The following is a 14,030-nucleotide window of genomic DNA, read 5'->3' as shown; positions in this document are numbered from 1 at the left end:
GGCGTGTGAACTGGCCACATTATCAGCTGTCAACATGAGTGAGACCTCTGTATTTACGAGCGATTCCTAGTACCCCAAATTAACCAGCTGTCACGCCCGCGGGCACCAGTAGTGAGTACTCGATTTTGCGCTTGACCGATACCTGTACTTGGAAAGCAAGTACCCCTGGTCACCGGGCCAAGGTACGCGGCCCCGCGGATCCAGCGCTGACACGCGGCTGGAGGTGCGCCCGGGGCGCTTCAAAATAGTTAACAAGTCGCCGACGCCGCACCGTTTTGAGCGCCACGTCCGAGTAGGACCTCCCGGTCCAAGTACTCATTTCCCGGGTGCTGGTTTGGCCCTAACCGGCGGGTCCTCTCCGAGGCCCGCGGCGGCAGCCAACTCGTCACGTCCCGCGATGCCAAGCTTCAGGTAACAACGGTAAAGGTGGCCTTCCACCGTCCGGACGGAGATCTGGAGCTTGTCCGCGATCATCCGGTCGCTGAGTCCCGTGGCCGCCAGCCCCACGATGTTCCGTTCGCGCTTGGTCAGGATCGGGGCCACCGTGTCCGGCTGGGCTTCGTTGCCGGCGTGGCCCAGCTCTTCGTTGCATCGGGCGATGCCGGCGCGGGCCATGGCTGCCAGCTCCCGGTTCCGGCTCCGGTCCAATGAGGTCAGGGCTGCGGCATAGGCATCCGAGGCCAGCTGGAAGGCCGAGGCCGCGAAGAGCGACTCCCCCGCACGCAGGTACAGTTCGGCGCTGCCATCGGCGAGCGCGGCGGAGTATTCAGCCAGGGCCGCCGCCCAAGCGCCTTCCACCGAGCCGGCCAGCTCCTGCACACGCCCCAGCCGGGTGGTGTCTCCCAGGCTCATGGCCAGGGCGAGGGCGTTCAGTTCCAAGAACCCTGCGCCCTGTTGCGCGGCTTCCTCCGCGCTGCGGTGCAGGGCCGCGATGCCGGATCCGTTCCCTGCCTGGAGTTCCTCACCGGCAGCAAGGAAGTCCCGCGCAAATGCTGTCACAAGATGTATGCCGCGCTCGCCCCACGCTTCATAGTCCGACCGCAGCCTGTCGGCCTCGGCCTTGAAGCCCTGGGCCGCCGCCACGTAGTAGGCCATGGCTGCGCAGAACCGGAACATCTGCTGGGGATCACTGTCGCGGAGGGCTTCAATCCCGGTGACCAGCAATTCCAGGGCCTCGGCGAGCTTCCCCTGCCGGAGTGCAATGTAGCCCATGACGACATATGAGGCACCGCTGAAGGAAACCATGGCGGAACCGAAAGACGTCTGGGCGTAGCCATTTAGGAGTTGCTGGGCCTCAGCCCACTCCCCTGCGGCCAGGTCGCAGGCGACGAGCCGGACCACAGTGAACTCCGGAAGGAAGAAGATGTCGTTGTCCGGAGGCTGGACCTGGCCGTAGGCATCCATTGCGAGCTGGCGCCCTTGCAACGGATACCCCAGAGCACAGAGCCGTTCGGCCTGCAGGGCCAGTGCCATCGACCTGGTGAGCGCGCCGTCCGGTTCCCCTGCGGAAGCGTCGGCTGCCAGCAGGTCATCGAGCCCGGGACCCATCCGCCTGTAGTCGCCCGCGAGCGAGTACGCCATGAGTTCCACCAGGGACGCCCGCCGTGCCGTGAGCCTGCGGATGGAGGCCGACTCCGCGGGGTGGGCAGCGGCCTCTTCTTCGCCCCACAGGCGCAGGCGCCGGGCGTCCTCCTCGATCGCAGAGGCGGGCTGCCCGAGTGCCGTCCGGGTGGCGGACCTCAGGAGGCTGTTGACCACCATGTGCGTGAGGCCGCTGCCGGCGTCCACGTTCACATTCAAGAGGGCGGCAGCCTCGTCGTAGTGACCCAGGTTGTAGTGCGAGCGGGCCATCACGGCCCGTGCCGTCTGTTGCAGTTCAGGATCCCGGACAGCCCAGGCGATGCGCAGGGCCGTCTCGCTTTCGAAGAGCTTGCAGGCCAGCACGGCGGCCCGGATCAGCAGCCGGGCGGGGACTTCCGCTCCACAGTCCAAAGACCAGGAAACCATCCGGAGCAGGGACTCGGGTTTGTCAGCGGAGAGTTCCATCCGGGACACGAGCTCCCGGTGCAGCTGGAGGCTTCGGGCCGCGGGAACGATCCGGCGCAGCACTTCCCCGTAGACCGGGCTGACCAGCCGGAGCGTCGGTTCGCTGTCCACCGACTGGACCACCAGACGCTGGTCCAGCAGTTCCTTGACGGCGAGCTCACCCGCGATTTCTCCGACGAGGGTCCTGTCCACCGGTTCCGCCAGCGCGATCAGGTTCAGCGCCTCACGGCCGTCGGCCGAGATGCGCATGAGCTGGACCTTCACGACGGCGGTGAGTTCCAGCGTCCGTACATGGGAGGAACCTGCGTTGAGCCAGACCCCGTTGCGCTGGATCAGGTCGCCGGAACGCTGGGCCTCGCGGATCAGGGTCTTGAGCAGCAGCGTGTTCCCGCCGGCCTCCTGCCAGTATTCACGCGAGGTGCTGTTGAGCACTTTGCCCTCAAGCAGGGCCTCGCACAGTTGATGGCCCTGTTCCAGGGTGAGGGGGGCGATGTCGAACCGTTCGGCAGTGCCGTCGTGCCAGAGCCGGAGCAAGGGCTGGGGGATGCCGGGCCGCGGAATGCAGGTAGCGACGAGTTTGGCCCAGCCGGCCTGGACAAGTTCGGAAATCATCTCGGCCGTGGCGGTGTCGAGGTCGTGGGCGTCGTCCACCAGCAGCAGGGCCGGTCCCGGACCCTTCCGGCCGCTTTCGAGGTGCGCCCACAACGCCCTGAGGACGGCCACTTTGGAGGTGACGTCCTCTACTGAGAGATCAGAAAGGTACGGGGAAAGTGCACCGTACGGAACCGGTGAAAGTGACGGGCTTCCGTGGACGGTCATGACCGCCTGCCGGCCGTTTCCGGCGCTATTCAGTTGCGCCAGGAACGACGACGCTCCCAATCCGGCGTCGCCGACGACGAAAACCGCCCAGCAGTCATCCGATGCGAGGGCGTCTTTGACCGCGGACAGCATGTCCCCCCGGTCTATCCAGGGATCATCAGCATTCTGGCGCCGGGTCCCGGCGCGCGACCGCCCCGAAGCCTTCCCGTCAGACTTGAGCGGTTCCTTCAAGCTCACTCCTCGATGAAATCCCCATTTTCGTGAAGATCTGGTAGAGATGGCCTTCCACCGTACGAATGGAAAGCTGCAGCCGGTTGGCGACTTCCTTGTTGCTCAACCCCTGGCTGGCCATTCTGGCAACCTGCCGTTCCCGTTCGGTCAGTTCCGGTCCCACCGTGTGCGGCATCAGCGGCAACACCGGCAGCGTTTCCACGAGCCGGTCCAGCCGGTGCTGGGCGGCACGTGCGGACTGGGAGTCCCCCTTTTCCCTGGCGATGTCCAGCGCCAGCACCACGCATCTGGACTCCACCGCGTCGAGGTGCAGCTCCTGGGCCAGTGACGCCGCCTCAAGCAGGAGTTTGGAATCCTTCTTTCTGCTCCCCTCCCCGACCAGACGGTTGACGCTGGCCATCTTTCCCTGCCTGCGGGAGGACACCTCGGTCAGCAGGACCAGTTCTTCCTCCGTTCCATGCACCGTAGCACCGAACAGGCTGATGGAGGCAGTGGTTGTCCGCCCCTTGGAAATGTCCTCGTGCGCGGACTCGATCAGCTTCTGCTTTGCGCCCGGATCCTTGAGCCACCGCTTGGCCATCCGCACGCAGAACTCGGCCATCCACGAGGTGAACCAGGCGACATGCTGTTCCTCCTGGGCTGCGAGGTCGAGGAAGTTTCGCGATTCCTGGATGTCCCCGGCCTGGGCGTAGGCGAACGCCAGGGCTGAGCAGGCCAGTGACGGTCCGTAGTAGCTCCGCCTGATTTCCAGCTGCGCCTGGGCGCCGAGCAGCGTGTCGATGGCGAGGTCGGCCCGTCCGGCATAGGTGTATGCCACACCCAGCGCAAGTTCTGCCGCCCCACCCAGGTACTGCATGATTTTGGGCTTCTGGTCCAGTGCGTCGGTGAGAATCCTGACGCAGTCCTCCCATTGGCCGCTGCACAGCAGGGCGGCAAACAGTCCTTCGGCCTGCCAGGCCAGCATTCCGGGCGCCACGTTGGACTGTTCCATCCGGTGCTGAATCTCGGCTGCCAGGGCAATGGCGTCCGCCTCCCTGCCTATGACCGCCCACGCCATGGTCAGCAGGCAGGCGCAGTTCAGGACGTACAGCGGGTCGCCGTCTTCTTTGTAGGACCGTTCCAGGTCTTCGGCGACGGCGGCGTATTCACCCTGGTGGATCATCTGCTCGAATTCGGCGAGCATGATCAGCTCGTGGGCACGGGCAAAGTCGGCCGGCGTCTCATTGCCGATGGATGCCCTTTCCCGCCGGGCCAGCTCCTGCCGGGCCGCCGACTGGATGCCGTCGATCCGCGTATACCCTCCGTGGACCCAGAGCAGCGCGCTGCAGAAATCCTGCACGCAGCTCGCGTAGGCGGTCGCTGGTAGTTCAGCCAGCTGCTCGGGTGTGACCTCCTCGAGGACCGCCACGGCAGACTCATGCTCAGCCAGCGTCATGTAAGCGGCGGCCCGTTGCTGGGCGGCCTCAGCCCAGTGCGGGTCTCCGACGTGGATCTGCGCTAGCGCCTCCAAGGCGAACATCGGGTCGAACAGCCGGTTCGCCGCAGCGGCAGCGGCCAGTGCGAACGCCGGCTCCACCGGCTCACCGCAGTCAAGGGTCCAGGCGACATACCCGAGGAGCTCTTCGACATCCATCTCGGCAGGGGTTGCACCCACAACCCGTGCGACGAGCTGGTGGAGTTCCTTTCGCCGCGGCAGGTCCATCCAGCCCCGGATGACTTCGCCGACGTAGTCGTCCTTCAGGCTCACCCAGCGGCGGCCCGTCTCACCGACTTGCAAATACCCGGCCTTTTCGAGGTCGGCAACCACGGCCGGGTCCAGGACATCGAGGAGGACGAATAAGGGAACCCGGCGGATCAGGGCCAGCCACTCCAGGCCTTCCCTGACCTTGGGGGTTTCCCGTGCCAACCGGGACCTGACCAGGTCCACCAGGGCGTCGGCTTCCGCGAGGTTGATCCCCCCGCGCAGCGCCCAGACTTTCCCGGCGAGGTGGAGGTTGCCTGAACGCAGTTGCTCAATCACGATCGCCTGGAGAACCAGCGGGTTTCCGCCACTCGCCGCGTACAGCGAACTGGCGGCGGTGGCAGTCACGGGACGCCCCAGGACGCCGGCAAGCAGTTTGCTCACTTCCGGCCTGGTGAATACTTCGAGCCGGATTTCTTCGAGCGAATTGTTGCGCAGGAGCCGGATCAGGTCTTCGGGCATGTCCGTCACGTTGCGAACGGTGACCATGAGCTTCGCGGCGCCGCTCAGGATGAGGTGCATCAGGACTGCGGTGCTCATGCTGTCGATCGCCGGCAGGTCTTCGAGCACAACCAGGACCGGACGCCCAGCGGCGTCTTCGCGGATGAGCCGGGAAATGCCGTGGACGATTTCGCCCGGGGATTCCAGCACATGTCCGGGCAGCCGGGCCACGAGAAAGGCCAGTTGACCAAACGGAATGGCAGGATCAGTGGTGGTTCCGTGGAGGTGGATGATATGCATCTTGCCCACCAGTTTGGCTTCCACTGCGCGCGCAAAAGTGGACTTGCCGACGCCTTGCGCGCCGACGACTACGACGCCGTGGAGTTCGCTCTCAGACAGGATGGAGACGACGGACGCCTGGATGTCCTGCCTGACCAAAGACGACCACTTACGACGCTCGGAGGCTCCCATGCCCCGGCGTTCAGTCTCCAGGAGCCCCCCATGTTCAGAGCCTGGTGATGCAAGCACGATCGATCACGCTACCTTCGTGGCTCCAGCTGATGCGAGTTGGCTGAGCCGTCGGGTGTTCAGTTTTCCGATGCCGCCAAACGAGGCAACAAGACCTTGAATGTGAAAATTACCATAGCAGGTATGGCTAAACAATTAGGCCGCTTTATGCAACTGGTTAACCAATTGCATTGCACCAACCGTGACCAGTCCCCCCACCCGCAGGCTACCGCTAAAGAGGCGGTTTCGAGGCAACGTTACTAAACCGACGTGTGATATTTCTGCTGCGCGGCAGCAAGGCCGTCCTTGATGACAATCTCCACGGCGTCGGCGGCGTCATCCAGGAGGAACGGCAGTTCCTTCTTTTCGGCCGTGGCGAAGTCCTTCAGGACAAAGTCGGCGGTATCCATCCGGCCCGGCGGGCGGCCCACTCCGACGCGGACCCGAAGGTAGTCCTTGGTGGCCAGCGCTTTGGAAATGTCCCGGAGCCCGTTGTGGCCGCCCTCGCCGCCGCCGATCTTGAGCTTGACGGTATTGAAGGGAATGTCGATTTCGTCATGGACCGCCACGACGTGCTCCGGACCTATGTCGTAGAACTTCGATAGGGCTGACACCGGACCACCGGAGACGTTCATGTAGCTCATGGGTTTGGCCAGGATGACGCGGGGTCCTCCGATCCCGAGCCGGCCCTCCAGGACGTGGGCGCGGGCCTTGTGGACTTTGAAACTGCCGCCCACCCGGCTCGCGAGTTCATCCAGCACCATTTGGCCGACGTTGTGACGGTTGTTGCTGTATTCGCTGCCGGGGTTGCCAAGGCCTACGATCAGCCAGGTGTCAGTCATTCGTCAATCCTAGGGTTGTTGCAAACGGGCTTTAATACGGCAGTGGCCGGGCCCCGACAGGGACCCGGCCACGAGAAACGGGCTGCCGGAATTACTCGGCTGAAGCCTCGGCGGTGGCGCCTTCGGAAGCCTCTTCGTCGGAAACCTCGGTGGCCTCGGAGATGTTGACCACCAGGGACTCGGGGTCGGCCAGCAGGATGGAACCCTTCGGCAGGATCAGGTCGGAAGCGTGGATGTGCTCGCCGGCGGAACGGCCTTCGATGCTGACCTCGACGGCGGTGGGCAGGTGGGTTGCCTCGGCCTCGAGGGAAACAACGGTCATTTCCTGGTTGTAGGCGTTGCCCGGAGCCAGTTCACCGGTGAGGTGGACGGGAACGTCGACGGTAACCTTTTCGCCGGTGCGGACGGTCAGGAGGTCGAGGTGCTCGACGATCTGCTTGATCGGGTTGCGCTGGATGTCCTTGACGAGGGCCAGGTGCTGTTCGCCGTTGATGTCCAGAGTCAGCAGGGCGTTGGCGGTGCGGACGGCCAGGGTGGTGGCCTTCGCCGGGAGGGTGATGTGGATCGGCTCTGCGCCGTGGCCGTAGATGACGGCGGGGATCAGGTTGGCCATGCGTGCGCGGCGGGCGAAGCCCTTGCCGAATTCGGTGCGTACTTCTGCTGCGAGCTTCTGCTCAGACATGTAAATCTCCTTGAAATCTAAACGGGTGTTCAGCAAGGGCGGAGGTCTGTTTGCGACCTTCAACGCCGGGCGGCCCGTGGCCGGCCCTTCAAGAAGGGAGATTCAGACCCAGTCGATAACGGAGACTGCTCTCCCTCGCCAAGGTATCGTGGACCAGCCTACCAGCGTTGGGCCCTGTTACTGAAAACGGGGCCCAACGCCGGCGGGCTCGGATCCCCACCAGCTCCCTAAGCTCGCAAGCTCGCTCAGGGAACCCTGCTGGCGTGGGCCCTTGCTTAGGCGTTGCCGTCGAACAGGCTGGTGACGGAGCCGTCGTCGAACACTTCACGGATGGCGCGGGCAATCAACGGTGCGATGGACAGCACTGTCAGCTGCGCGAAGCGCTTGTCAGCCGGGATGGGCAGCGTGTCGGTGACCACCACTTCGCGGGCACCCGACTCGGCGAGCCGGCGGGCCGCCGGGTCGGAGAAGACGGCGTGGGTCGCCGCGATGATGACATCCTTGGCGCCGGCGTTCTTCAGCACCTGGACGGCCCCGGAGATGGTTCCGCCGGTGTCGATCATGTCGTCGATCAGGACGCAGGTGCGGCCTTCGATCTGGCCCACGACGGTCTTGGACACGGCCTGGTTCGGAACCGTGAGGTCGCGGCTCTTGTGGACGAACGCCAGCGGGGCACCGCCGAGGCGCTCGGCCCACTGTTCGGCCACGCGGACGCGGCCGGTGTCCGGGGAGACAACGGTGATGTTGTCCGCGGCGACGCGGGTGCGGATGTAGTCGGCCAGCAGCGGGATGGCCATGAGGTGGTCAACCGGACCGTCAAAGAAGCCCTGGATCTGCGAGGTGTGCAGGTCAACGCTCATGATGCGGTCCGCGCCGGCCGTCTTGTACAGGTCAGCCACCAGACGGGCGGAGATCGGCTCGCGGCCGCGGCCCTTCTTGTCCTGGCGGGAGTAGGGGTAGAAGGGCGAAACCACGGTGATGCGCTTGGCGGATGCCCGCTTCAGCGAATCAATCATGATCAGCTGTTCCATGAGGTGGTTGTTCAGCGGGGCCGGGTGCGCCTGGATGACGAAGGCGTCCGTGCCGCGGACGCTCTCTCCGGCGCGTACGTAGATTTCCCCGTTGGCAAAATCGTAGGCATCCACCGGCAGCAGTTCAGTGCCCAGCTCCTTGGCGATCTCCCGCGCAAGCTCGGGGTGGGCCCGCCCTGCGGCGAGAACCAGTTTCTTCTCGCCGCGTGCCGTAATTTCGGTCATGATTGCTTGCCCTCTTCTGTAGGTGCCGGGGTGCTTGAGGAATCCAGGGGCGGCTGTGCCGCGGCTGTTTCGCTGACCGGCGCCGTTGCCCCCGCGGCTTCGGCCAGTACTGCTGAGATGGAGCCCGGCCGGTGCGAGACGACCCAGCCTTCGGCGTTCCGCTGCTTGGCCACCGAGATGGCCAGCGCGCCGGCGGGAACGTCCTGCCGGATCACCGCGCCGGCTCCGCTGTAGGCACCGTCGCCCACCTGGACCGGAGCGACGAAGACCGTGTTGGAACCCGTGCGCACGCCGGAGCCGATCACGGTGCGGTGCTTGTGCTCGCCGTCGTAGTTGGCCGTGATGTTGCCACAGCCGATGTTGGTGTCCTCGCCGATCTCCGCATCGCCGGCGTAGCCGAGGTGCGACAGTTTGGAACCGCGGCCGATAGTGACGTTCTTGGTTTCGTAGAAGGCGCCGATCTTGCCGGTCTCCCCCAGCACCGTTCCCGGGCGGAGGTAGGTGAACGGTCCGACGCTCGCGTTCGCGCCGATCGCGGCTCCGGAGCCGTGCGTCCGCGTCACCTTGGCGCCCTCGCCAATGGTGACGTCGGTCAGCGTGGTGTCAGGGCCGACGACGGCGTCCCTCGCCACGGTCGTGGCGCCGTGCAGCTGGGTGTTGGGCAGGATCCGGACGTCCTCGGCGAGGGTCACCGTGGAGTCGATCCACGTGGTGGCGGGGTCCACGACCGTCACACCGGCGCGCATCCAGGCCTCCACCGTGCGCCGGTTGTGTTCGGCTCCGAGTGCCGAGAGCTGGACGCGGTCGTTGGCGCCTTCGACCTGCCAGCGGTCGTTGGTGACCACGGCGGCCACCCGCCCGCCGGCCGCGCGGGCAATGCCCAGAACGTCGGTGAGGTACATCTCGCCCTGGGCATTGTCCGTGGTGACGTGGGCCAGTGCGTCGCGGAGGACGGCGGCGTCGAAGGCGTAGATCCCGGAATTGATTTCTCGGATGTCACGTTCCTCGTCGGAGGCGTCCTTGTGCTCGCGGATTCCCGTGACGGTGCCGTCGGCCGCCCGCAGGATCCGGCCGTAGCCTGCCGCGTCGTCGAGGACCGCGGTCAGGACGGTGACGGCGTTGCGTTCGTGTTCGTGGATCAGGACCAGCTCGGCAAGCAGCTCCGCCGAGAGCAACGGCACGTCGCCGTAGGTGACCACAACGGTGCCGCTGAGCGGTCCGCCGGCGTCGAGGGCTTCCAGCGCCGCCTGCACGGCGCGGCCGGTGCCGGGGACTTCGTCCTGGTCCACGATCAGCGCCGCGGGATCAAGCCGGGAGACGTGCGCGGCCACGAGGTCGCGCTCGTGCCGGACCACAAGGGCCAGCTGGCGGGGGTCGATGGTGCGGGCAGCACGCAGGGCGTGGCCAACCAGCGAAAGGCCGCCGATTTCGTGGAGAATCTTGGGCGTCCGGGATTTCATCCGGGTACCGGCACCTGCAGCTAGGACGATGACGGCGGCGGGGCCGGTTGTCTCGGGGCTCACGTACAGGCTCTCCTTGCTTGGTGGATCTCAGTTGCGCGCACTTTCACACCTTTGCCGGTCTGTTCCGGATCCGGGATCCGTCCGCAGCGGCAGTTCCGCCCATAGGATTCGAACCTATACTCCACGGCTCCAAAGGCCGGGGTGCTGCCATTACACCAGGGCGGACCGTGCCCGGACCCGCAGCCCCGTGGCACGAGAACCAATTCTGCCACGAAGGTCGGCGGACTTGCGACTCGGGGCCCGGTGCATCCCTTAAGGCATGATGGGACGGTGAGCAAGATCAACGGTGCGCCCGCTGGCGCCGGAAGCCCTGCCGGCAGGCCCGTCAGGGCACCCGGTTACATCCCCCGGCCCCGCATGACCGGTGCGCAGCGCCGCTCACAGCTGATCGACATCGGACGCGGACTCTTCGCCATCCGGGGCCTTGACGGCACCACGATCGAAGAAATTGCGGCTGCTGCGGGCGTATCGAAGCCCGTGATCTATGAGCACTTCGGGTCCAAGGAAGGCCTCTACACCCAGGTGGTGGAGTACGAGTTCCGGATCCTGCTGGCCGCCATCAATGACGCCCTTACGGACGAAGCCAAGCCACGGGTCCAGGTGGAGCGGGCAGCCCTGGCCCTGTTGACGTACATCGAGGACCGCACGGACGGATTCCGGATCCTGATGCGGGACGCACCGCCGTCGCAGCCCGAAGGCGCATTTTCCACGCTGCTCTCCCACGTCACCGCGCGGGTGGAACACATCCTGTCCGACGAGTTCGCCCGCCGCGGGTTCAGTGCGGCCGACGGCGCCATGTACGCCCAGATGCTGGTGGGCATGGTGGCCATGACCGGGCAGTGGTGGCAGGACAGCCGCACGCCGGACAAGCGCGCCGTGGCCGCCCACCTGGTGAACCTCGCCTGGAACGGCCTCACGGGGCTGCAGAAGGAACCCGAGCTCCGGTCCGACGTGGACTAAGGCCCGCCGCCCGGTGAGGCCGTCATCCTCTGCGTGCTGCTCCTTCGTCGCTTTGACGCACGCTGCCGGATAACTCCCTCACCCGCATTGCTGGCCGGCCCCCTTATTACTCTCCGAGCACTTCCAGCGCTTCGAGCCATTCGAGTTCCAGGGCTTCGCGTTCTTCGGCCAGGGTTTTGAGTTTCTTGTTCAGGTCTGCCATGGCGTCGAAGTCGTTGTCGGCGGTGCTCTTGACCATCTGGGCGTGGATCTTTTCCTCCTGCTGGGTCAGTTTGCCCAGCTGGCGGTCGATCCGGTTCTTGGCTTTGCGGGCGTCGCGCTTCTGTGCTTCGGAGGGGCCGGCCGGGCCCTCGGCGGCGGGTGCCGAGCTGCCGCTAGCGCCGATGACGGGGTTGCCGCCGCCTGTGATGGTGGAGCCGGCCAGGGCGCCTTCGCGCAGTTCCAGGTACTGGTCCACGCCCCGCGGCAGCGCGCGGATCTTGCCGTCGCCCAACAGCGCCATCTGGTGGTCGGTTACGCGCTCCAGCAGGTAGCGGTCGTGGCTCACCACAACGAGCGTGCCCGGCCAGCCGTCCAGGACGTCTTCGACGGCGGCGAGCGTGTCGGTGTCCAGGTCGTTGGTGGGCTCGTCGAGCATCAGCACGTTGGGTTCGCCAACGAGCAGGCGCAGGAGCTGGAGGCGGCGGCGTTCGCCACCGGACAGGTCCTTGACCGGGGTCCACTGCTTCTCATTGGTGAAGCCAAGCTGTTCCACCAGCTGGCCGGCGCTGAATTCCTTGCCGCCAACATTGAAGGACCGCTTTTCGCGCTCGATCACTTCGATGACCCGCAGGTCCTTGACGTCGTCGAGTTCCTTGACCTCCTGGGTCAGCACGGCGGTAACAACGGTCTTGCCGCGCTTGACCTTGCCGGAGGTGGGCTGGATTTCGCCGTTGAGGAGCTTGAGCAGGGTGGTCTTGCCGGCGCCGTTGACGCCCACCAGCCCCAGCCGCTCCCCCGGTGCGAGGCGGAGGGTGATGTTGTCGAAGAGCTTCTGGCCGGCATCGCCACCGAGGAAGTCCAGGGAAACGTGCTCGAGGTCCAGCACGTCCTTGCCGAGGCGAGCCGTGGCCATCTTGCTCAGCGCCATCGAGTCGCGCGGTTCCGGGACGTCGGCGATCAGCGCGTTGGCGGCTTCGATGCGGAACTTCGGCTTCGCGGTGCGGGCGGGGGCGCCGCGGCGCAGCCAGGCGAGTTCCTTCTTGACGAGCTGCTGGCGCTTGCCTTCCATTACCGAAGCCGAGCGGTCCCGTTCGGCGCGGGCCAGGACGTAGGCCGCGTAGCCGCCTTCGAACGGGTCCATGATTCCGTCGTGGATTTCCCAGGTCTTGTTGCAGACTTCGTCGAGGAACCAGCGGTCGTGGGTGACCACCAGGAAGGCGCCCTGGTTGGCGCGCCAGCGGGTCTTGAGGTGGCGGGAGAGCCAGGCGACCCCTTCGACGTCGAGGTGGTTGGTCGGCTCATCGAGCATGATGACGTCGTGGTCTTCGATCAGCAGCTTGGCCAGCGCAACGCGCCGTTTCTGCCCGCCGGAGAGGGCGTGCACGTTGGCGTGCCAGTCGACGTCGGACACCAGGCCGCCCATGACCTCGCGGATCTGCGGGTTGCGGGCCCATTCGTAGTCCGCCTGGTCGCCGACGATGGCGGCACCGACCGTGAGGTCGCCGTCGAGCACGTCGCTCTGGTCGAGGTAGCCGATGTTGACTTCGCTGCGCTTGGTCACGCGGCCGGAATCGGGGGTGGAGCGCATCGCCAGCAGGCGCATGAGGGTGGACTTGCCGTCGCCGTTTCGGCCCACCATGCCGATCCGGTCACCCTCTTCAAGGCCGAGGGTAACGCCGTCGAGGACGGTGCGGGTTGCATACGAGACCGTGAGGTTCTCGCCGCCGAGCAGGTGAGCCACTGGGAACTGCTTTCTTCGGTGGAAATTCGTCGAACGTGAAGGGTCGAGCGGGGTCGGAAGTACTAAAGGAGCGTATCGGAGATGATGCGGGCCCCGTGCACCGGTCCGTGGACGGCCAGTGCGTTCAGGCCGTGATGGCCGAGGTCCTCCGCGAGGCTGGCAGCCGCTGCAGGGCTGTGCGTGAGCAGGGCCACGGTGGGGCCGGACCCTGAAACAAGTCCGGCGATCGCTCCGCACGATTCGCCAAGTCCAAGGATATCGCGCAGTCCCGGCGCCAGCTCAATGGAGGCCCGCTGGAGGTCGTTGACCAGGACACGGCTCAAGGCGTCCGCGTCCCCGCTGCGCAATGCCTGCAGGATCTTCGGATCCACGGCGTCGGGCTCTTCCACGGTGACGCCTTCGGCGAGGCGAAGGCGGTCCAGGGTGCGGAAGACCTCCGGCGTGGACAGCCCGTAGTCGGCCGTGACCAGGACCCAGTCCATTTGCGCCTTGGCCAGCGCGGGAGACAACTCATCCCCTACGCCGAGTCCCACCGCGGTGCCGCCGAGGAGGGAAAACGGGACGTCGGCCCCGAGTTCTGCGGCCAGGTGGGCGAGCTCATCACGGGACAGCCCGCTGTTCCAGAGGGCGTCGCAGGCGAGCAGCGTGGCTGCGGCGTCTGCTGAGCCTCCCCCCATGCCGCCGGCCACGGGGACCCGCTTGGTGATTTCGAGGTGGACACCGGTGGAGTGCTCGGACACGTCTGCCATGATGGCGGCCGCCTTGTAGGCGAGGTTCCGTTCGTCGAGCGGTATGTCCACGTCCGCCAGATCCAGCGTGCTGGCCGGACTGATGCTGACCGTAATGCCCTCCGTGGGAGTGCTGGTGGCAGCCACTTCCTCGTAGAGGGAAACGGCGAGGTAGACACTGGCCACGGAATGGTAGCCGTCCTCACGCAGCGGGCCCACATCCAGCGAGACGTTGATTTTGCCGGGAGCCTTGACCCGGACCGTCCTCGCGGCAAAGCGCCCTCTCACTGCGTTCATGAGTCCAAGCTATGG

9 protein-coding genes and 1 tRNA gene are annotated in these 14,030 nt (G+C 65.8%); 1 reads left to right on the top strand and 9 read right to left on the bottom strand.

What is annotated here, in order from left to right; translation table 11 throughout:
• Positions 1-315: 315 nt before the first annotated feature.
• From PV761_RS00700 to PV761_RS00670, 7 genes are all read right to left on the bottom strand, one after another.
• Complete coding sequence (locus PV761_RS00700) at positions 316-3,096, bottom strand: LuxR C-terminal-related transcriptional regulator (RefSeq protein WP_347893549.1); 2,781 nt, start codon at positions 3,094-3,096, stop codon at positions 316-318.
• Positions 3,074-5,806 carry a LuxR C-terminal-related transcriptional regulator gene (locus tag PV761_RS00695; RefSeq protein ID WP_347893547.1) on the bottom strand — a complete coding sequence of 911 codons (2,733 nt, stop codon included), beginning with the start codon at positions 5,804-5,806 and terminating at the stop codon, positions 3,074-3,076. Before PV761_RS00695 ends, PV761_RS00700 begins: the two co-directional genes overlap by 23 nt.
• A 239-nt stretch (positions 5,807-6,045) precedes the next feature.
• Positions 6,046-6,627 (bottom strand): aminoacyl-tRNA hydrolase, encoded by a 582-nt coding sequence (gene pth / locus PV761_RS00690; protein ID WP_347893545.1) that lies wholly within the window; start codon positions 6,625-6,627, stop codon positions 6,046-6,048.
• Between the two features lie 91 nt (positions 6,628-6,718).
• Positions 6,719-7,309, bottom strand: a complete 591-nt coding sequence (locus PV761_RS00685) for a 50S ribosomal protein L25/general stress protein Ctc (RefSeq protein WP_347893543.1) — start codon at positions 7,307-7,309, stop codon at positions 6,719-6,721.
• A gap of 275 nt (positions 7,310-7,584) precedes the next feature.
• Positions 7,585-8,565, bottom strand: a complete 981-nt coding sequence (locus PV761_RS00680; protein WP_028270407.1) for a ribose-phosphate diphosphokinase — start codon at positions 8,563-8,565, stop codon at positions 7,585-7,587.
• Positions 8,562-10,088, bottom strand: coding sequence for a bifunctional UDP-N-acetylglucosamine diphosphorylase/glucosamine-1-phosphate N-acetyltransferase GlmU (gene glmU, locus PV761_RS00675; RefSeq protein ID WP_347893540.1), 1,527 nt, complete (start codon positions 10,086-10,088; stop codon positions 8,562-8,564). The genes PV761_RS00680 and glmU overlap by 4 nt, the downstream gene beginning before the upstream one ends.
• A gap of 93 nt (positions 10,089-10,181) precedes the next feature.
• Positions 10,182-10,253, bottom strand: a tRNA-Gln gene (locus PV761_RS00670).
• Between the two features lie 192 nt (positions 10,254-10,445).
• On the opposite strand from PV761_RS00670, the gene PV761_RS00665 reads away from it, so the two are divergent.
• Positions 10,446-11,048 carry a TetR/AcrR family transcriptional regulator gene (locus PV761_RS00665; RefSeq protein ID WP_028270409.1) on the top strand — a complete coding sequence of 201 codons (603 nt, stop codon included), beginning with the start codon at positions 10,446-10,448 and terminating at the stop codon, positions 11,046-11,048.
• A gap of 106 nt (positions 11,049-11,154) precedes the next feature.
• On the opposite strand, the gene PV761_RS00660 is transcribed toward PV761_RS00665, so the two are convergent.
• Both PV761_RS00660 and PV761_RS00655 read right to left on the bottom strand, forming a co-directional pair.
• The gene (locus tag PV761_RS00660) at positions 11,155-12,990 is read right to left on the bottom strand and encodes an ABC-F family ATP-binding cassette domain-containing protein (RefSeq protein WP_347893538.1); all 1,836 of its coding nucleotides are present in this window, start codon (positions 12,988-12,990) and stop codon (positions 11,155-11,157) included.
• A 62-nt stretch (positions 12,991-13,052) separates the two neighbouring features.
• A complete protein-coding gene (locus PV761_RS00655; protein WP_028270411.1) occupies positions 13,053-14,015 on the bottom strand; it encodes a 4-(cytidine 5'-diphospho)-2-C-methyl-D-erythritol kinase in 963 nt (320 codons plus the stop codon).
• Positions 14,016-14,030 lie beyond the last annotated feature (15 nt).

The organism is Arthrobacter sp. CC3 (genome assembly GCF_039907775.1).
In the GTDB taxonomy this organism is placed as follows: domain Bacteria; phylum Actinomycetota; class Actinomycetes; order Actinomycetales; family Micrococcaceae; genus Arthrobacter.
Note: the sequence above shows the minus strand (reverse complement) of the source record. Positions and strands in the feature narration are given on the sequence as shown.